Genomic DNA, 19631 nt, shown 5'->3' with positions numbered 1-19631 from the left:
TCAGCGCTGCATCTGCAGCCGTCTATTATTTATGACATCTGGTAAAATTTCCTTTGCTTTTTCAGGTTTATATTTTTATATTTTAGATCAATTGCAGGTTTAGCGTTTTGCAAGGAGATAAACATGCTGATTCTGACTCGACGTGTCGGAGAAACATTGATGATTGGGGACCAAGTCAGCGTGACTGTGCTTGGGGTTAAAGGCAATCAGGTGCGTATTGGCGTAAATGCTCCAAAAGAAGTATCCGTTCACCGTGAAGAAATTTACCAGCGCATTCAGCATGAACGCGCTATGCACGAGCATCTTCAGCATCTTGATCAAGATTACCAGCCTTCTTTTGAAGACGATAATCTCTCACAAAATAACTTCAATCGCTAAGATTAAGTATTTTGCAGAAAATAAAGCGGCTATTCAGCCGCTTTAAATTTTTCAGCATCAGCCGGCTGCCCCGCCTTCCATCTGCTCCAGCGCCTTGCGCACCGGCCCAAAACTGCGCCGGTGCTCAGCAATCACGCCATGCTCGGCAATCGCATCAAAATGCGCCTTGGTCGGGTAGCCTTTGTGCTTGGCAAAGCCGAATTGCGGATACAGCCGGTCCAGCTCAGCCATTTCACGGTCGCGGCTGACTTTCGCCAGAATGCTGGCCGCTGAAATTTCAGGATGAATGGCGTCGCCGCCAACCACCGCATCGCAGCTCACACTCAGCCCTTGCGGAATTTTATTGCCATCCACCAGCACATGCGCCGGCTGCAGGCCCAGCTTCTCTACAGCCCGGCGCATCGCCAGCAGCGAAGCCTGCAGAATATTGAGCTCATCAATTTCCGCGGCCGAAGCTTCAGCAACCGCCCAGGCCAGCGCTTTTTCCTGAATTTCAATAAACAGCTTTTCACGCTTTTTTTCACTTAATTTCTTTGAATCGTTCAAGCCCTCAATCGGGTTTTCCGGATCCAGAATAACCGCAGCAGCCACCACAGAACCCACCAAAGGGCCGCGGCCTGCCTCATCTACACCAGCAGTTTTCATTATTTCCACCTATACAGCAGCAAAAAATAGGCTGAACCTGTCAGCCTATTTGCAGTTTTTACAATGCTTAGCGCACAGCTTCCTGTACGCAGGCATTAATGGTTTTCGATACGGCGCTGCTGACCATTGTAGCACGCGCAGCAGGGTCCATTGCAGCCACAGCCAAATCGACCGCAGTCACGCTTTCCGGCGCTTTTTCACTGACACAGCCGCAAATCTCAGCCTGAATATTCTGCTTTTGCGTTTGCGTCATCAGTTTCGTCGCAGTCTGCCATGCAGGAAGATTATTGATTTCAGTTGTGCATTTTGCATTAATTGCGATTTTAACCGCAGCCGAGCCGAGCTGCTGCGCCGCAGCCTGCGTTCCTGCCGTATTGGCGCCGGTAGATGTGCCGGTTGCCGTACAGGCCGACAGAATAATGGCAAGCGGCGCCATCACAGCAATTAATTTTTTCACGCTCTTTCCTCATCTTGCTTGAATTGAATGCGGCTATTTTGCGTAAAGTTGCATCCGGAAGAAATACTAAATTCATCAATCCGCGCCATTTGCACATTAAAAACACATCTGGAAGCGTTGCAGAATTTCAACGCTATGTTGCTGAATTGCGCTTTTTATCCAGCAAAAAGTAAAATACCATTTATCAATCTGAAATAGCTCGATATTCAAAATGAAAAACACCACGGGATACTACACACGGACGGCGCAGCTTCTGCATTGGCTCATGGCCATTATTTTTATTGCGGCCTGGCTGATCGGGTTTTACAGCGGAAATTTTTTAAGCTATGAAACCGACGGCAGCTTTAAAGGCGATGTCATTACCCTGCACAAGAATATCGCCACGACCATCATCTTTTTAGTGGTAGTCCGGATTTTCTGGCGCTACACCCACCCTGCGCCTGAACTGCCGGACAGCATGTCGCCGATGATGAAAAAGCTGGCGCATCTGGGGCATCTGGGCCTGTATTTTGCGCTGCTGGCTTTGCCTATTACCGGCTGCCTGTTCAGCTGGAGCGCGGGCCACCCAGCCCCTGTACTGTATTTATTTGATATTCCGCGCTTAGTGCAGGAAGATCCGGATATCCTCGCGATTGTTAAACCGCTGCATATTTATATCTCATGGGCAGCCGGCCTGCTGCTTGCGGGCCATATTCTGGCAGCCCTGAAGCATCATTTTATTGATAAAGACAATGTCTTAACCAGCATGACCCGACAGGGCAAATAAGCAGCTGCCGGGTTCAGCGGCCAATGCTTTGCGCTGGGCTGCGCCAGCTGTTTAATTTGGTTTTCATTTCAGGCATTTGAAAATAAAAAAGGCAGCCAAGGCTGCCTTTTTTACTATTAAGCAATTACCGCAAAGCTTAAGCCAGCTTCTCAATCTGGGCTTTCCAGTGCTGCTTTTCCGCATCGGAAATAAACGAAGCTTCAAAAGAGTTCACTGCCAGCTGCTTCAGTTCTTCGTTGCTTAACTCCAGCGCTTCAGCAACCGCAATGAAATTATCATTCATATAGCCGCCGAAGTAGGATGGATCATCCGAATTTACTGTGACCTGCACGCCCTGCTGCAGCAGGCGGCGGATATTGTGCTTCGCCATGTCATTCACCACGCACAGCTTCAAGTTACTGAGCGGGCAAACCGTCAGCGGCATCTTTTCCGCAATCAGGCGCTGCATCAGCTGAGGATCTTCTTCCGAACGCACCCCATGGTCAATGCGGTTCACTTTCAATAAATCCAAAGCTTCCCAGACATATTCAGCCGGCCCTTCTTCGCCTGCATGCGCTACAGTCAGGAAACCCAATTCGCGCGCCTTGGCAAAAACCCGCTCAAATTTCGACGGCGGATGGCCCAGCTCGCTGGAGTCCAGGCCGACAGCAATAATCTGCGCTTTAAACGGCAAAGCCTGCTCTAAAGTTTCAAAAGCAGCTTCTTCGCTCAGATGGCGCAGGAAGCACATGATTAAGCGCGAACTGATGCCCAGCTTCCGCTGCGCGTCGTCACCGGCGCGCTGCAGGCCATTGATCACGGTTGCAAACGCAATGCCGCGGTCGGTATGGGTTTGCGGGTCAAAGAACATTTCCGTATGCACAACATGATCCGCAGCGCATTTTTCAAAATACGCCCAAGCCAGATCATAAAAATCCTGCTCATGAATCAGCACATTTGCGCCCGCATAGTAAATGTCTAAAAAGGACTGCAAATTATGAAAGTTGTACGCCTGCTTAACTTCTTCCACAGACTGGTAAGGAATGGCAATCTGGTTGCGCTGCGCGATTTCAAACATCAATCCGGGCTCAAAAGTCCCCTCAATATGCACATGCAGCTCTGCTTTCGGCAAAGCGCGAATCAGCTCAAGTTGATTCATCTGTTGTCCTCATATCAATAAAAAAAAGGGCGCAAACTGAGTTTACACCCTTTGTCCAGCTTGGCGGATCAGCCGCCAAAGACTGCAAATTTTATGGCCCAAAGCGCAGCAACAATCCACACCATATACGGCACAGTTTTCGCCTTGCCGGTAAACAGCTTAATCAGCGCATAGCTGATGAAGCCCATGGCAATGCCGTCAGAGATTGAATAAGTGAATGGCATAAACACAACGGTCAAAAATGCCGGAGCAGCTTCAGTGATGTCGTCCCATTCAATATGAATGATGCCCTGAATCATCAGCACGCCGACAAACAGCAGCGCCGGCGCAGTAGCAAAACTTGGCACAGACTGCGCTAATGGCGCTAAAAACAGGCACAGGATGAAAAGCACTGCAACCACCACAGCGGTCAGGCCGGTGCGGCCGCCGGCAGCTACGCCTGCAGAAGACTCAATATACGGCGTAGTCGAAGACGTGCCCAAAGCAGCGCCGGCGACAATTGCGGTAGAGTCTGCAAACAGCGCTTTTTTCAGGCGCGGCAGCTTGCCGTCCTGCAGCAGGCCTGCACGGTGCGAAACCCCGACCAGCGTGCCTGTCGAGTCAAACAGATCGACCAAAAAGAAGACAAAGATCACGCCAATCAGGCTGGCTTCAAATAAGCCGGAGAAATCCATCTGCATGAAGGTCGGCGCAATCGAAGGAACTTCTCCCACCACGCCTTTAAACTCATTAAAGCCGAAGGCTGTGGCAATCGCGGTAATCAGCAGAATGCTGATGATGATTGCGCCGCGCACTTTGAAATGATGCATGATCACAATCAGCAGGAAACCCAGCAGCGCCAGAAGCACCGAAGGCTGACTCAGGTCGCCCAGGCCGACCAAAGTGGCGTCATTTTTAACAATAATGCCGGCGTTTTTCAGCGCGACCAGCGCAAGGAATAAGCCGATGCCGCCGCCAATCGCCAGCTTCAGCGACATTGGGATGGAGTTGACAATTGCTTCGCGGATTTTAAACATGCTGATCGCAATAAAGATCAAGCCGGAGACAAAAACCGCCGCCAATGCCGTTTGCCAAGGCACGCCCATGCCCAGGCAGACCGAATAGGTAAAGTAGGCATTCAGGCCCATGCCGGGCGCAAGCGCAATCGGATAGTTTGCAATCAGGCCCATCACCAGGCAGCCGATTGCGGCGGCAAGGCAAGTGGCTACAAAGACAGCCCCATGATCCATGCCGGTTTCGGACAAAATCATTGGATTGACAATAATGATGTAGCACATCGCAAGGAATGTGGTTACACCTGCGAGCACTTCTGTTCTGAAGGTGGTTTTGTTTTCACTCAGCTTGAACAGCCGCTCCAGTATATTTTCTGAAGATGGATTAGGAGTCGTCATGACCTAGCCCCTATTTAGTAAACTTTCTGCCTTAAGCACTCCGCAAAATTAATCATAATGATGATTATCACTAATTTTGCGGATGTTCTAGCAATCTGCATGCCAGCACTTTCGTACTGCAGGAAAATATATTTGAATAATCAGTCGGTTAAGCATTGCGCATTGAATTGCTTAAACAGCGTCAACAAAAAAGCTGCATAACTCTTATGCAGCTTTATTTACCTGAATTAAATCAGAAGCTTAGCAAGCCATAGACCGATCTAATAATACATAGCGCGAATTATAACACATTGATTTTTATTGTTTCTAAATTTTATTTTCTGGATAAATAAAATATATTTAACATATTGGTTTTATTTAAAAGATATCAATTTTCTAAAGAAAAAACTGAAAACCATTGCCCGGCGCTGCGCTTAATTTTCCGCGGCTTCCAGATGTTCAGCATGAATTCCCTGACCGGGCGCAATGCGCCTGTGCGGCTGCGACGATTCATGAATCAGCCGGTTCAGTTCCGCCTGCTTTTTTGTTTCGGTATCCTTATAGACCATAAAACCGAGCACGCCCACGAGGAAGATAAAGATTGGAATCATCAGACCTTTCATAACCATCCCTTTTTTTATTGTTAACATTTTTTTTCATTATAATAACAAAATAAAACCCACTATGCGCTTAACGTCACATTTCCTGTTCTTTTTAATGCTTTATTTGTGGCAGGGAAGGATATTTTTTCAATTATTTTTTGAGGAGAGAAATCTGCAGCCGGCTTATTTTTCCTGAACCAGCTGCGCCGCTAAATTGCGCTTAGCCTGCCGCTCAAAGCGCTGCTGAAAATACGCGGTCTGGTATAAAGGCTGAGTCTGATAAAAACCGCTAAGCACTTCGCGCCTGCGCCTTTGATACTGCGCGGCATCCACCCAGGCATATTCCTTGCGGATTTGGGCTTCGTACTCCGCAAAACGGGCAGCGCCGGCGGCCAAAACCGCCAGATCAATATCCAGCAAGTACTGCAGATCCGGCTCATCGGTGTATGAATGCAGCTTGGTGGCCGCAATCCAGGCGGATGCCTTACGCAGCTGCGCCTCCGAAAGCAGGCCGGCGCACGACTGCATCATCAAAGCGGCGCTGCGCTCTTCATTGTCAGGCGCTTGAGGGTCATAGACCGCATCATGAAACCACAGCGCCAGAGCCAGGCTTGGCACATCGTCCAGCAAATGCTGAATCTGGCTGTACAGCGCCAGGCATTCAGCAATGTGCTGCGCCGTATGGTAATGGCGCTGCGGCTCAGCATAGGCCTGCTGCAGCAGCTGAAAAACAGCTTGGCTGCGCTGCTCCGGAAAATCGCAGCGCTTGGAAAGCTCTTTCCAATGACGCCTCAGCTGCTTCAGGCTGTCCTGCATTGAATGCGCTCCCAAACTGGATCAGGCGGCGGCCTGTTCATCGCGCTTAAACACCAGCTCGCCTGGCAGCGAACTGTCCGCATCGAAATAATAGCCGCCGGCATTGAAAGCTTTTAAAGCTTCCGCACGGTCAATTTTGTTTTCAATGATGTAGCGCGCCATTAAGCCGCGGGCTTTTTTCGCATAAAAGCTGATGACTTTATACTTTCCATTTTTCTGGTCTAAAAATACCGGCTTAATAATCTCCGCCTGAATTTTGCTCTCTTTGACCGACCTGTAATACTCATCCGATGCAATATTCACCAGCAGCGCTGAACCGGCGGCAGCCAGATCCTGATTGATCATTTGGGTGATTTCATCGCCCCAGAATTCATACAGATTATGGCCGCGCGGATTCTGCAGCCGGGTGCCCATTTCCAGGCGGTACGGCATCATTAAATCCAGAGGGCGCAGCAGGCCGTACAGGCCGGACAGCATCCGCAGGCGCTGCTGCGCGCTGTCAATCTGCTGCGCATTCAGGCTGTAGGCGTCCAAGCCGGTATAGACATCGCCTTTGAAGGCGAACAGCGCCTGGCGGGCATTGGAAAAATTCAAGTCCGCCTGCCAGTCTCTGAAGCGCTCAGCATTCAAATGGGCGATTTTTTCACTGACGCTCATTAAATTGGCGATATCTGAAGCAGACAGCTTACGACTAACGTCGATAAGCGCTTGCGAATGCTCCAGCAGTCTTGGTAATGTACTTTTATCTGTCGGCAATGCCGTACTGTAATCGAGTGTTTTGGCTGGAGAAATAAGAGCGAGCATAAATAACTTGATTAAAATATAAGTAATCAAACTATAACAGTAGACTTATTTTATTGCCAATCTGTGTTTTCGCTGAACAATATCGGTAGAATAGCGCCCTTTCTCCTGCTATCTAATCTATTTTTTATGTCTGAACAAATTTTCATTCAGGGCGCTGCTGGCCAAATTGAAGTTTTTGTAGATTATCCACAGGGTGAAGTGAAAGGATTCGCGGTTATTTGCCACCCCCATCCTCTGCAAGGCGGCACGCCGCAGCATAAGGTTCCGGCCCTGCTTGCGCAAATGCTGCAGGAATCCGGCTGCATTGTTTACCGTCCAAGTTTCCGCGGTTCAGGCCAAAGCGCCGGCGTTCATGATGAAGGCCATGGCGAAACAGATGACATTCTGCAGCTGATTGAGCATGCGCGCAATCTGCATTCAGCCTTGCCGTTCTATGCCGGCGGCTTCAGCTTTGGCGCGCATGTCATGGCCAAAAGCTTCCATGCATTGCCTGAGGCATTGCGCCCGGTGCAGACTATTTTATGTGGCTTGCCGACTGCAACTGTTGCCGGCGTGCGCCATTATGTAACGCCTGCCATTAAAGGCGACATTCTGTTCATTCACGGCGAAGCCGATGAAGTGACCCTGCTGCCGGATATGATTGCATGGGCCAAGCCGCAGCGCCACCTGGTGACGGTTCTGCCCGGAGCAAACCATTTCTTTACCGGCTATTTAAAGCAGCTGCGGATTGCGATTTCACGCTTTTTGATTCCAGCCTGAATGCGCAAGTTGCCTGCTTAATGCTGAAAGCCATGTTGATCATGGCTTTTTTTATGGCCGGCTTTCCGCCAAACACAGATTTTTCCGCAGCGGCGGTTTGATTCCGCAATAGGAATGCCGAAATTGCATATGCTAGAAAAAGCACAATGCCGCACTTCAGCGGCTGCCGATGCTCTTCATCATTCTTTATTTTTGCTGAGAAAGTTATTATCCGTTTTTACCTCACCGTCATTTAAACGCAGTTCTATGACTGGACAGCGGTCATTTTGGGAATAAAACTCATCTGCCTGAATGGCCTTCAGCACCTCCATCTTCAGCTTTCCCGCATAAAAGGCCTGCTTTTGGCTGTCACTCAGCCTATAGCTCACCAATCCGCAAGGCACAGGCTCTAATGTGTCGCGCCGGAAAGTTTCTATCTTCAAGCTGTTTTCAATATCCTGCGCATGATATTCCGTTAATGACCCTACCGCTAAATACTTGTCAGAGCATAGCAGCTGCGGACTGAAGGTTTTCGTATCCAGAAAGTTTATTCTTTTCCCCTCAAACTCATAGGTATTGTGCGCCAGTTTTTTCCAGCTGCACTGTTCAGCCAGCTGTTCCAGCTCATCCAGCCTTGCATGAGGAATGAAACTGCCGAATTTCCGATCTGGGCTGCCGGCATCCAGCTCAAATACAGCGTTCAGTTCCTGCTTATAGCCTTTGGGGAAGTAGCTGCATTTTTTAAATCCGGAATCCACCAAAAGTTTTTGTTCATAAAGCACATGCTGATCTGACTTCCGAATCAGCTGCAGCAGCGTATGCTGCTGATCCAGATTTTTAGCGTGGTAAATGACTGCGCCTTGCGCATCGCTGGGATGACCGACGGCGACATCGCCTGAATTAAAGTAGCGTATCCAGGCATAGCCATCCTGCAGGTATTTAGGCGGATAAAATAAATCATGCTGCTGATTGGGCTTCAAGCTGCAGTTCAGTTTTTTATCTTTATTACTTGGAATATCTAAAGTTTCGCCAAAATCCAGCTCGATCGCTTCCTGCAGCAGAAAAGCCAAATCCAGCGCTTGAGGATCTGCAGGAATTTTCTGAGATATGCGGTAAGCGTTATTTTGCCGCACCTGCGTCAGCAGCGGGATCTCCGCTTGGCTGTCTTTGGGCTTAAACAGGTAATGCTTCAAATCAAAGCTTCGGGGACTTTGATAGCGTGACTGCTTTTTTTCATATACATACAGCAGACAAGCGCCGGCCAGTATAAGGATGATCAGCCCCAGCAGCAGAATACGCGCATGGGCTTCCGCAATTCTTTTAAAGCCCAATGAAGCCAGCAGAAAAATCGACGATAACAGCCAAACCAATGCGCCCGCATTGATTTTCGATGATGCGCTGATAACTCCGATCAGCATCAGCGCAAAGGTAATTACTGCATAATTCCGCCCTTTTTCGCTTTGCAAGGAATAGCGCTGATAGTTCTTGCAGGCCAGCAAGAAAGATATATTTGCCCAGACCGGAAAGACGATAGGTATAGGGAAAATCATGAAATGATAGGCGAAAGCCATCAGCATGACGCCTGCGCCGATCACTCCTTCGTACGCAGGCAGGCACCACGACAGGAAAAATAAAAATACCGCAATATAAAGTGAAAATTTAGAAGCCATTTTCTTATTTTTAAATTTTAAAGGCTTTTATCTTGACTGTTCTTCCACTGAAACTTGCTGAATGACTCATCTTCCTTCAAGGTATTTTCAACCGCCTGCGCCAGCTGATTCAGCAGGCTCTGTTCCGTAATGCGCTCCAGCCAGTCCTGGCCTTCATCTGGATAAGAGGTGATTTCACATACCAGCTGGCCATCCTGATCATGGCCTTGGCAGGTAATCGACAGCGGCAGTGCATGATTGTCAACACTGACTGCGACTTGATCACCGCTTTGCGGCAATGTTTTGAAGCCGTATTCGCCCAGCCGGCTGACCAGCAAGTCAGCGACCTGCTTCTGCGCAGCGCAGCGGCCGTCCGTTTCAGCCTGATGCTTGCAGTCCGCCGCAAATTGTAATTTTCTCATTGCTCTATCCAAAGGCATTATTGTTCTATGGTTTTAGAATAAGCAATAAACGCAAAACAGCCAAGCAAAAGCTTGGCTGTTTTTCAATAAATATTCAATTTTACAAGATTTTTTATTCAGTGACCTGAATCGGCAATCCAGCCTGAGCAGCCAGCTCAGTAAATGTAGGGAAGCTGGTCGCCACGGTTTCCGTGCCGGAAATGTTAATCTCGCCAGCCGTGCGCAGGCCCGCCATGGCAAAGCTCATGGCGATGCGGTGGTCATGATGCGACTCAATTTCACCGCCGCCAAAGACTGCAGACCAGTCGCCCGCCTTGCCTTTGCCTTCAATAATGATGCCGTCATCCGTTGGCGTGCAGTCAATGCCCATAATCTTCAGGCCATCCGCCATCACTTGAATGCGGTCAGACTCTTTAACGCGCAGCTCAGCGGCGCCAGTCAAAACCGTTTGGCCTTCCGCGCATGCAGCGGCGATGAACAATGCCGGGAATTCATCAATCGCCAAAGGCACCTGATCTTCCGGCATGTGAATGCCTTTCAAGGTGCGCGTGCCGCGGATGCGGATATCCGCAATCGGCTCGCCGCCGGCAATGCGCTCATTTTCAACTGTCAGGTCAGCGCCCATCTGCTTCAGGATTTCAATCACGCCGGTGCGTGTCGGGTTGATGCCGACCGCTTCCAGCGTCACATCTGAACCTTCGGTAATGGCCGCGCCCACCATAAAGAAAGCTGCGGAGGAAATATCCGACGGCACCTGAATTTCAGTTGCGGTTAATTTTCCGCCGCCCTGCAGTGAAATGCGGCTGCCTTCTGTTTTCACTTCATAGCCGAATGCGCGGAGCATGCGCTCTGTATGGTCGCGCGTCGGCTCCGGCTCTGTAACTGACGTTTCACCTTCCGCCCAAAGCCCGGCCAGCAGGATGCCTGATTTCACCTGTGCTGAAGCCATCGGCAAATCATACTGAATGCCTTTTAAAGGCTGGCTGCCGGTAATGGAAACCGGCGGCGTGCCGCGCTCGCCTGTGGTCTGAATCTGCGCGCCCATTTCACGCAAAGGCTTGGCGATGCGCTCCATTGGGCGCTTGGACAGCGATGCATCACCGGTCATCACCGAATCAAAGCGCTGTGCAGACAGCATGCCGGACAGCAGGCGCATGGAGGTGCCTGAATTGCCCATATACAACGCGCCCGCAGGCGCTTTCAGGCCCTGCATGCCGACACCGTGAATCGTCACTTCACCGTTTTTCGGCCCTTCAATGCTTACGCCCATATCGCGGAATGCCTGCAGAGTCGCCAAAGCATCTTCGCCTTCAAGAAAGCCGGTGACATGCGTGGTGCCTTCCGCAATCGCGCCAAACATGATGGAACGGTGCGACACAGATTTATCGCCTGGCACGCTAAACTTACCTTGGAACGCTTTCTGCCCCGGTAAAATCCTGAACTGCTGTGTCGTCACTTTGTTTTTCTCCATCAGAGGTTTGTTGGCGAGCATATGATTGAAGTGCTGGCGCGCCGCCTGAGCATGCCCGAGCAGGCCCATCAGCGCCTGCGAGTTTTCATCCTCAATCAGTTTGCGCAAAGTCGCAAGCTGTTTTTCAAAGCCGTCGACTGCATTTAAAATCGCCTTTTTATTGGCAAAAAAGATGTCATGCCACATTTGCGGGTCGCTGGCCGCGATTCGGGAAAAATCGCGGAAGCCGCCGGCGGCATAACGGAATATATCTAAATTGTCTTCGCGGTTGGCCAGCTGCTCCACCAAATTGAACGCCATTAAATGCGGCAGGTGGCTGGTATGCGCCAGCACTTCATCGTGCTTTTCCACATCCATGCAAATCACTTCCGCCTTGGCGGCCTGCCACAGCTGAGTCAGCTTTTGCACCGCCCAGTCCGCGCTGCTCGGCAGCGGGGTCAGAATGACTTTGTGATTGGCAAACAGATCCGCCGTGCCGGCATGCACGCCGGTATGCTCTGAACCGGCAATCGGGTGGCCCGGCACAAAGCCTGCCGGAAGATTGCCGCCATACACCGCTTCGGCGGCAGCCACCACATTGCCTTTGGTGCTGCCGACATCGGTCAGAATGGCATGCTCGGCAAGATAAGGCTTGATGATTTCCAGAACTTTTTGCGTTGCGCGCACCGGCAGCGCCAGCACCACAAGGTCAGCGCCCTGCACCGCTTCGGCAGGATTGCTGTAGCCCTGCTGGATTAAGCCAAGGGCTTTGGCGTCTTCCAAGGTTTTTTGCGAGCGGGTGGATGCAACCACCTGCTTTGCCAGATTTTCAGCGGCAATGACGCGGGCCAGGCTTGAGCCAATCAGCCCTAGCCCAATAAAAGCGACTTTTTCAAACAGCGGCTGAGACATAACTTACGCTTGCACCTCTAAAGCCAAAACTTCCGCCAATGCGGCCAGAAACTTCGCGTTTTCCGCTTCGGTGCCAATCGACACCCGGAGATGACTGGCAATGCCGACAGGGCGCACAATCACGCCTTGTTTCAATAAGTCATTGAAAGTTTGCGCAGGGTCGGCCTGAATATCAACCAGAATAAAGTTCGCGCGCGAAGGCACATAGCTCAGGCCCAGCTGTTCCAAACCGGCCTGCAGCTGCGCCATGCCCGCTTTGTTCACGGCGCGGGATTTTTCAATGAACGCTTCATCTTTCAGGGCAGCCACAGCAGCCACCATCGCCAAATGGTTGACGTTGAACGGCTGGCGGATGCGGTTTAAGAAATCGGTCACTTCCACCGAAGCCAGCGCAAAGCCGACACGCAGCGCCGCCAGGCCGTAGCATTTGGACAGGGTTCGGCTGACAATCAGGTTCGGATACTGCGCCAGAAACTTCAGGCTGTTGAAGTTTTCCGGATAATATTCCACATAGGCTTCATCCAGCACCACAATGACATGGGCAGGCACTTTCTGCATGAAGGCGTCAAATTCGGCTTCTTCAAACCATGTGCCGGTCGGATTGTTCGGGTTGGCAATGAAGATTAATTTGGTATTGGCTTGAACAGCGGCCGCCATCGCGTCCAAGTCATGCGCAAAGCCTTTGGCCGGCACTTCAAGCGCTTCGGCATTAATCGCCTGCGTCACCAAGCCGTACACTGCAAAGGCGTGCTGGCTGTACACTACTGAATCTTTTTCGGAAACAAAAGCCCGCGCAAAAATCTCCAGCAGGTCGTTTGAGCCATTGCCCAAGGTAATCTGCTGATGCCCAAAGCCGAACTGCGCCTGAATCTGGTCTTTTAAAATAAAGCCGCCGCCGTCCGGATAGCGCCCAATTTCAGCAAGCTCAGCAGCAACCGCCTTTTTCACCTGATCAGAACAGCCCAAAGGGTTTTCGTTTGAGGCTAATTTGACGATATTAGTAATCCCCAGTTCACGCTCAAGCTCGCTGACCGGCTTGCCGGGTTGATAAGGCTTTAATTTTTCGATGCCCTGATTGGCTGGCACAAAGGTCATTTTACACTTCCGATAATTTCACGTAATAAAGGCGCCCAGCTTCACAGCAGAATTGAGCGCCGCTGCGGCTTACAGGACAGCCATAGGATATGAACCCAGTACGCGGATTTCCTTCACCAGCGGGCGGATTTCCTCAATGGCAGCTTTGACATTGTCCTGCTCCACATGCCCTTCCAAGTCTACAAAGAACACATAGGCCCATTTTTCAGGCAGCGCCGGACGGGTTTCAATGCTGGTCAGGCTGATATTGTGCTTGGCAAACGGCGCCAGAATTTCCAGCAAAGCGCCGGCGCGGTCATGCGCCGAAATCAGCAGCGAAGTTTTGTCATTGCCGCTTTGCGGAATCTTTTCACGGCCAATCACCAGAAAGCGCGTGGTATTTTCCGGATTGTCTTCAATATTGCCGTGCAGGATTTCCAGATTGTAGATATTGGCTGCTACTTCAGAGGCAATGGCTGCTGAATGCCATTCATTGCGGATGCGGCGCGCAGCTTCCGCATTTGAGCTGAGCGCAACGCGCTCTACGCCCGGATAGTGCGCATCCAGCCAGCCACGGCATTGCGCCAAAGTCTGCTGATGGGCATAAATCTGCTTAATGCTGTCTTTGCGGGTATTTTCCGACACTAAAAACTGGTGATGAATGCGCAGCTCGACTTCGCCAATCACGTTCAGGTGCGACGATTTAAAGCAGTCCAGCGTGTGGTTCACCACCCCTTCAGAGGAGTTTTCCACCGGCACCAAACCGTAATGCGCGCTGCCGGCTTCAACTTCGCGGAACACTTCATCAATGGTCGGCAGCGGGCGCACCACGGCGTCCTGCCCAAAATGCTTTAGAACCGCGGAGTGCGTATAGGTGCCGACAGGGCCTAAAAATGCGATGCTTTGCGGCGCTTCAAGCGCTAAGCAGGCGGACATGATTTCGCGGAACAGGCGCGCCATTGTGACATCTGACAATGGCCCTTCATTGCGATCCATAACATTGCGTAAAACTTGCGCTTCACGTTCAGGACGGTAAAACAGCGGGTTCTCTTCGGCAGCGAATTTCGCTTTTGCGACCGCTTCCGCCAGCTTGGCGCGGCGGTTAATCAGCTGCTGAATCTGCATATCAACCGAGTCAATATCTTCGCGGATTTGAGCTAGGTCAGGAGAAGCCGTTGTGTTTTGATCGTCATTGATCATTGTTATGTCGCCCTTCAAAAACGTGGTTGCAAACAGTATAACAATAGTTAGCTTTCAAATGTTGCGCAATAAGACTTTGATTGATTCAGCCTTAAAAACATACAGTTGTTTAAACCGCCAGCCGGACTTAATTCAGGCCGGCGCCGCCAAGGCAGCGGTGCAAGCCGCCGTTTCAGGCAATAGAGTTTTGTAAAGCGCACGCCCCTGATTGTATGTGAAGAAAAATAAGTGATTAATAATGATTTTCTGATCAGCACAGAACTATTATCTATAAGAGATTCATTATAAAAAAGCCGGCCGGCAGGCAAAAGCCGGTTGATTTTATGGGAAACAGTTCACAAAAATAATCCATTTACTGCAGCCTGAATTGCGGCTTTCCTGGGCGGAAAAACGCGGTCCAATTACGTTTCTAGACCGATATGCAACACAAAAATCACCATTTTTTAATGATTTATCTATAGTATTTTTAAGAATGCAATGCCGGAGAAATCACCATGCCTAAAAGAATTGCTGTTCTGGTCACACATGATTTTGAGGACTCGGAATATACCGAACCTGTGGAAGCCTTCCGCGCCGCCCGCCATTGCATTTCCAATATAGAGCATCAGGCCGGCAATGTGGTCTACGGCAAGCGGCGCAAATCTTCCGTGACCATCGACCAAAGTATAGACCATGTTTCCATTCATGATTTTGACGCCTTGCTGATTCCCGGCGGCTATTCGCCTGACCGGCTCCGCGCCGATGACCGCTATGTCGAGTTTGTCCGCGACTTTGCCGGCGCGCAGAAGCCGATTATGTGCATCTGCCACGGCCCGCAGCTGCTGATCAATGCCAAAGTGGTGAAAGGGCGCAGAATGACCGCGGTAAAGCCGGTGATGATTGACCTGCTGAATGCCGGCGCCGTGTATTATGATGAACCTGTGGTGAATGACAATAATTTATACATCACCTCGCGCGCGCCCGATGACCTGCCTGAATTTATCCGCGTCAGCCTGCAGGTGCTCAGCCGGTAAAGCAGGAATAAAAAAGCGCCGGCGGAAAAGCACAGCAGCCAAGCCATAAGCGGAAAGCGCCACAGCTGAACGCGGCCTGCTATTTTTTGGCCGCCCGCGGATGCGCCTGATCGTAAACCTGCGCCAAGCGGTCAAAATCCACATGGGTATAAATTTGCGTGGTGGTTAAATTGCTGTGCCCCAGCATTTCCTGCACGGCGCGCAAATCGCCGCTGTTCGACAGCATGTGGCTGGCAAAGCAGTGGCGCAGCAGGTGCGGATGCAGGTCGACATTGACGCCGGCGCGCTGCGCCTGAAACTTCACCCGGTTTTCAATTTGCCTTGCGCCTAAAGGGCTGCCTTTTTGGCTGATAAAGACATGGCCTTCCGGCACAAAATCGCCATGCCATAAAGGATAAATCTGCAGCCAGTTCATCACGGCATGCTTGGCCTTGCTGCCGAAAGGCACAATGCGGGTTTTATTGCCCTTGCCGGTAATGCGCAGCAGCTGGCGGCTGAAATCGACATCCTTGATGCGCAAGGCCTGCACTTCGGCCAAGCGCAGGCCGCTGGAATACAGCAGCTCCAGAATGGCTTTATCGCGCAGCCACATTTGCCGCTGTGCTTCAGTTTCCGGCTCCGGCTGATCCAGAATCATATTCACCGTTTCAATATCCACCATGCCCGGCAGCGGGCGCGACTGGCGCTTGAGCTGGAAATCATCGGCGGGATTAAAGCTCATAAACCGGCTGTGCTCCGCCCACTTCATAAACTGGCGGACAGCGGACAGCATACGCTGCAGGCTGCTCGGGCTAAGCTGCTGATGCTCGACTTTAAAGGCCAGATATTCGCGCAGGTCTGAAGTTTCAACATCGGCAAGCGCCAGCTTTTTGCCGGCGCAAAAGCTGAGGAAGTCTGAAACATCGCGCTCATAGGCAAGCAGGGTATGTTCAGACTGATTTTGCACTTTTCTTTCTTTCAGCCACATAGCCAGCAATGCGGCGGGATCATTTTCAAAGGACATTCAACGGCCTCAATGCGCGCGCTGGGCAAAATGCTGCAAATATTCAGAAATCTGCGCGGCCGCCTGCGGCGCATGCTGCTCCGCAAACAAATGATCTCCGCCCTGAATAATCCGCAGGGATGAATCCGCGAATTGCCGATTCAGCTGCTGCCCAACGGCAACGGGGCTGACCGGGTCAGCATCGCCCCACAGCAGCAGGACTTTCTGCCTGATCTCCGGCAGCTGCGCTGAATAATCCAGCTGCACTGCAGTAAACCAGTCCGGATAATTCAAAAACTGATTTTTATAGGCCGTCCGCCAGTCTCCAATTTCAAACCGGCTTAAGTCAATGCCGCCCGACGTCGCAATCAGCACCAGGCCTTTAACCAGTTCGGGCTTCTGCAAGGCGGCCTGCACCGCAAAAATGCCGCCCATCGATTGGGCAATAATAATGGATTCCTGCTCAATCTGCCCCAGCACATGGCGGCTGAGGCTTGCAAAGTCAGCTACATCAGGATGCGCCGGCGCATCGCCGAATTCAGGATAGGCGATCACCTGCATAGAATAGCCGGCGGGCAGCAGCGCCATCAATGGCTGCCAGAATGCGGTATTTCCCGAAGCGCCCGGAAGGAAAATAAGGTGTTTCATTCAGCCTCTAGGCAAATGCGGAGATGCACACAGCATAGCCTATTTAGCGCAAGAAAAAAGCGCGCCCATAAAAAAGCGCCATCAGAATGACAGCGCTTTTTTAATGCCCGGCCCATCAGCCCTGGAAATATTCCAAGTTTAAGCGGCCTTCATACACGTTGGCCGTTGGGCCGGTCATCCAGACCACATCGCCTTCGCGCCATTCAATCTGCAGTTTGCCGCCGGCCAGTTCAATTTCCACCGAATTGGACAGCAGGCCGCGGCGCATGCCTGAGACCGCAGCCGCGCAGGCGCCTGTACCGCAGGCCAAAGTCTCGCCGACACCGCGCTCAAATACGCGCAGGCGCGCATGCTTCTCATCAATAATCTGCATAAAGCCGGCGTTGACGCGGGCCGGAAAGCGCTCATGCGATTCCAGCTGCGGGCCAAGGCGCGCCACATCGGCCTTGATGACATCAGGGACAATGGTCACCACATGCGGGTTGCCCATATTGACCACATCAACAGTCAGCTCCTCGCCGTCCGGCAGGCGGATGGCATACAGGTTTTCCGGCTCTTCGGCAATGAACGGAATTTCATCCGGCAGGAATTTCGGATAGCCCATGTTCACGCGCACCCAGCCGTTTTTCCCCAGCTCAGGCTCTACAATGCCGGCTTTGGTCTGCACCTTGATTTTGGTTTTTGCAGTGAGCTTGCGCTCATGCACAAAGCGCGCAAAACAGCGCACGCCGTTGCCGCACTGCTCCACTTCCGAACCGTCGGCATTGAAAATGCGGTATTTAAAGTCCGCATTGGGGAAATCCGGCGGTTCAACAATCAGCAGCTGATCAAAACCGATGCCGAAATGGCGGTCCGCCAAGCGCTGAATCGTCAAGGCATCCAGATAAGCGCGCTGGCTGATCAGGTCGAGTACCAGAAAGTCGTTGCCCAGACCATGCATTTTTGTAAATTCCAACAGCATCCTGAATTATTCCTCTGGCAGTAAGCGTTCACGTTCCCACAGCGACTCAATGGTTTCGCGCTCACGGATCAAATAAGACTGCGCGCCATCCACCATCACTTCGGCTGCGCGGCCGCGGCTGTTGTAGTTCGAGCTCATCACAAAGCCGTATGCGCCCGCGCCCAGCACAGCAAGCAGGTCATTTTGCTGCAGCGCCAGCTCGCGCTCTTTGCCTATAAAGTCACCGGTTTCGCAGATTGCGCCGACCACATCCCACTGCTTCGCTTCAGTGTCTGTGCGCGGCGTGACGGGCTGAATGTCCATCCAGGCTTCATATAAAGCCGGGCGGATCAAGTCATTCATGGCAGCGTCAATAATCGCGAAATTGCGGTGGCTGGTCGGCTTGAGCAAATCGACTTTGGCCAGCAGCACGCCAGCATTGGCGGAAATGCTGCGCCCCGGCTCCATATAGACTTTTAAGCCGAGCTTTTCCAAAGCCGGCTTCAGCGCATTGGCGTATTCTTCAACCGATGGCGGAGTTTCATCTTTATAGGTCACGCCTAAGCCGCCGCCGATATCAATATGCTTCAGATTGATGCCCAGCTTTTTCAGCTGATCAATCATGACAATCACGCGGTCTAAAGCGTCAACAAAAGGCTGGGTTTCAGTCAGCTGCGAACCGATATGGCAGTCAATGCCGATCACATCCAGATTCGGCAAAGAAGCCGCGTACTGATAGGTTTCAAATACCGTGTCGGACGGAATGCCGAATTTGTTTTCTTTCAGGCCGGTTGAAATATAGGGATGGGTTTTCGCATCTACATCCGGATTGACCCGCAGTGAAATAGGCGCCTGCTTGCCAAGCTCGGCAGCGACTTGCTGAATGCGGTCCAGCTCGGCGTAGGATTCCACATTGAAGCAGGCAATGCCGGCCTGCAGCGCCGCCTTAATATCCGCTTCGGTTTTGCCTAAACCGGAAAAAACGATTTTGGAAGCGTCCCCGCCGGCTTTCAGCACGCGTGCCAGCTCGCCGCCGGTGACAATGTCAAAACCGGCGCCCAGCTTGGCCAATACATTCAGAACCGCAAGATTGGAGTTTGACTTTACCGCAAAGCAGATTTGATGGCCGATAAAGCTGAATGCGCGGTCCATATCCAAATAATGCTTGGCCAAAGTATTTTTTGAATAGACGTACAGCGGCGTGCCATATTGCTCTGCAAGCTGCTGCAGTGAACACTGCTCGGCGTGCAGAACCCCATTAATGCGGGTGAAGCTCATGAATGTATCCTTGCTTTAAGTTAAGGTATAGCGCTTGAAGTGATTATTCCGCGGCGGCAGGCGGCTGAGCCGGAGCCTGTCCGCTGTTTTCCTCCGCCTTTTGAGGCTTTTCTGCATCTGAATAAAGCAGGTATTTCGCGCGCTTGTCGTAATTTGGATCATTAGGCAGCTGCAAAGCGCCGGACTGGCCGCAGGCTGTCAGCAAAAGGCTGGCCGCAAGCGCGGCGGTTTTATAATTCATGAAGCGATACATAAACGTACCTGATGAAACGATTTTTCCGAGTATAACGTGATCAACTCACGGATAAAAGAAAAGCCCAGCAGGAATTGCCAGGCTTCACTCAATTCT

21 protein-coding genes are annotated in these 19631 nt (G+C 51.3%); 4 read left to right on the top strand and 17 right to left on the bottom strand.

The features are described 5' to 3' along the window. The first annotated feature begins 123 nt into the window (after nucleotides 1–123). Nucleotides 124–378, top strand: a complete 255-nt coding sequence (gene csrA / locus BEN74_RS16325; RefSeq protein ID WP_067670698.1) for a carbon storage regulator CsrA — start codon at nucleotides 124–126, stop codon at nucleotides 376–378. Between the two features lie 57 nt (nucleotides 379–435). Here csrA and rnhB read toward each other — a convergent pair whose 3' ends face one another. Continuing rightward, on the bottom strand, nucleotides 436–1023 hold the full coding sequence (gene rnhB, locus BEN74_RS16320) for a ribonuclease HII (RefSeq protein ID WP_068913740.1): 588 nt from the start codon (nucleotides 1021–1023) through the stop codon (nucleotides 436–438). Nucleotides 1024–1090: 67 nt separating this feature from the next. Further along, the gene (locus BEN74_RS16315) at nucleotides 1091–1480 is read right to left on the bottom strand and encodes a hypothetical protein (protein WP_068913738.1); all 390 of its coding nucleotides are present in this window, start codon (nucleotides 1478–1480) and stop codon (nucleotides 1091–1093) included. Between the two features lie 211 nt (nucleotides 1481–1691). Between BEN74_RS16315 and BEN74_RS16310 the strand changes: the two genes are divergently transcribed. Beyond that, a complete protein-coding gene (locus BEN74_RS16310) occupies nucleotides 1692–2246 on the top strand; it encodes a cytochrome b (protein WP_068913736.1) in 555 nt (184 codons plus the stop codon). Nucleotides 2247–2382: 136 nt separating this feature from the next. Here BEN74_RS16310 and BEN74_RS16305 read toward each other — a convergent pair whose 3' ends face one another. From BEN74_RS16305 to yaaA, 5 genes are all read right to left on the bottom strand, one after another. Then, complete coding sequence (locus BEN74_RS16305; RefSeq protein ID WP_068913734.1) at nucleotides 2383–3384, bottom strand: adenosine deaminase; 1002 nt, start codon at nucleotides 3382–3384, stop codon at nucleotides 2383–2385. Nucleotides 3385–3452: 68 nt separating this feature from the next. Beyond that, nucleotides 3453–4775, bottom strand: a complete 1323-nt coding sequence (locus tag BEN74_RS16300) for an NCS2 family permease (RefSeq protein ID WP_068913732.1) — start codon at nucleotides 4773–4775, stop codon at nucleotides 3453–3455. 413 nt (nucleotides 4776–5188) lie between these two features. Next, nucleotides 5189–5377, bottom strand: coding sequence for a hypothetical protein (locus BEN74_RS16295; protein WP_086374312.1), 189 nt, complete (start codon nucleotides 5375–5377; stop codon nucleotides 5189–5191). Nucleotides 5378–5539: 162 nt separating this feature from the next. Next, complete coding sequence (locus BEN74_RS16290) at nucleotides 5540–6172, bottom strand: metal-dependent hydrolase (RefSeq protein ID WP_068913729.1); 633 nt, start codon at nucleotides 6170–6172, stop codon at nucleotides 5540–5542. Between the two features lie 21 nt (nucleotides 6173–6193). Next, a complete protein-coding gene (gene yaaA, locus BEN74_RS16285; RefSeq protein WP_068913820.1) occupies nucleotides 6194–6976 on the bottom strand; it encodes a peroxide stress protein YaaA in 783 nt (260 codons plus the stop codon). 126 nt (nucleotides 6977–7102) lie between these two features. Here yaaA and BEN74_RS16280 point away from each other — a divergent pair, with 126 nt between their 5' ends. Then, nucleotides 7103–7735, top strand: a complete 633-nt coding sequence (locus tag BEN74_RS16280) for an alpha/beta hydrolase (protein WP_068913728.1) — start codon at nucleotides 7103–7105, stop codon at nucleotides 7733–7735. A gap of 179 nt (nucleotides 7736–7914) precedes the next feature. Here BEN74_RS16280 and BEN74_RS16275 read toward each other — a convergent pair whose 3' ends face one another. From BEN74_RS16275 to pheA, 5 genes are all read right to left on the bottom strand, one after another. After that, on the bottom strand, nucleotides 7915–9384 hold the full coding sequence (locus tag BEN74_RS16275; RefSeq protein WP_068913726.1) for a hypothetical protein: 1470 nt from the start codon (nucleotides 9382–9384) through the stop codon (nucleotides 7915–7917). 17 nt (nucleotides 9385–9401) lie between these two features. Next, complete coding sequence (locus tag BEN74_RS16270) at nucleotides 9402–9785, bottom strand: hypothetical protein (RefSeq protein ID WP_068913724.1); 384 nt, start codon at nucleotides 9783–9785, stop codon at nucleotides 9402–9404. 112 nt (nucleotides 9786–9897) lie between these two features. Continuing rightward, nucleotides 9898–12147, bottom strand: a complete 2250-nt coding sequence (locus tag BEN74_RS16265) for a bifunctional prephenate dehydrogenase/3-phosphoshikimate 1-carboxyvinyltransferase (protein WP_068913722.1) — start codon at nucleotides 12145–12147, stop codon at nucleotides 9898–9900. Between the two features lie 3 nt (nucleotides 12148–12150). After that, nucleotides 12151–13242 carry a histidinol-phosphate transaminase gene (gene hisC, locus BEN74_RS16260; RefSeq protein WP_068913720.1) on the bottom strand — a complete coding sequence of 364 codons (1092 nt, stop codon included), beginning with the start codon at nucleotides 13240–13242 and terminating at the stop codon, nucleotides 12151–12153. A 69-nt stretch (nucleotides 13243–13311) separates the two neighbouring features. Next, nucleotides 13312–14421, bottom strand: a complete 1110-nt coding sequence (gene pheA, locus BEN74_RS16255; RefSeq protein WP_068913718.1) for a prephenate dehydratase — start codon at nucleotides 14419–14421, stop codon at nucleotides 13312–13314. Nucleotides 14422–14915: 494 nt separating this feature from the next. Here pheA and BEN74_RS16250 point away from each other — a divergent pair, with 494 nt between their 5' ends. After that, nucleotides 14916–15434 carry a type 1 glutamine amidotransferase domain-containing protein gene (locus tag BEN74_RS16250; RefSeq protein ID WP_068913716.1) on the top strand — a complete coding sequence of 173 codons (519 nt, stop codon included), beginning with the start codon at nucleotides 14916–14918 and terminating at the stop codon, nucleotides 15432–15434. A gap of 79 nt (nucleotides 15435–15513) precedes the next feature. Here the strand turns inward: BEN74_RS16250 and BEN74_RS16245 are convergent, their stop codons facing one another. The 5 genes from BEN74_RS16245 to lptM all read right to left on the bottom strand — a co-directional run bounded on the left by BEN74_RS16245 (nucleotide 15514) and on the right by lptM (nucleotide 19523). After that, nucleotides 15514–16437, bottom strand: coding sequence for a tyrosine recombinase XerC (locus BEN74_RS16245; protein ID WP_068913714.1), 924 nt, complete (start codon nucleotides 16435–16437; stop codon nucleotides 15514–15516). Nucleotides 16438–16446: 9 nt separating this feature from the next. Beyond that, the gene (locus tag BEN74_RS16240) at nucleotides 16447–17064 is read right to left on the bottom strand and encodes an alpha/beta fold hydrolase (protein WP_068913712.1); all 618 of its coding nucleotides are present in this window, start codon (nucleotides 17062–17064) and stop codon (nucleotides 16447–16449) included. Between the two features lie 115 nt (nucleotides 17065–17179). Further along, complete coding sequence (dapF, locus tag BEN74_RS16235) at nucleotides 17180–18025, bottom strand: diaminopimelate epimerase (RefSeq protein WP_068913710.1); 846 nt, start codon at nucleotides 18023–18025, stop codon at nucleotides 17180–17182. A gap of 6 nt (nucleotides 18026–18031) precedes the next feature. Next, complete coding sequence (gene lysA / locus BEN74_RS16230) at nucleotides 18032–19282, bottom strand: diaminopimelate decarboxylase (RefSeq protein WP_068913708.1); 1251 nt, start codon at nucleotides 19280–19282, stop codon at nucleotides 18032–18034. Nucleotides 19283–19325: 43 nt separating this feature from the next. Continuing rightward, nucleotides 19326–19523, bottom strand: a complete 198-nt coding sequence (gene lptM / locus BEN74_RS16225) for an LPS translocon maturation chaperone LptM (RefSeq protein WP_086374315.1) — start codon at nucleotides 19521–19523, stop codon at nucleotides 19326–19328. Nucleotides 19524–19631: the final 108 nt, after the last annotated feature.

Source organism: Acinetobacter sp. WCHAc010034 (assembly GCF_001696615.3).
GTDB lineage: Bacteria > Pseudomonadota > Gammaproteobacteria > Pseudomonadales > Moraxellaceae > Acinetobacter.
Note: the sequence above shows the minus strand (reverse complement) of the source record. Positions and strands in the feature narration are given on the sequence as shown.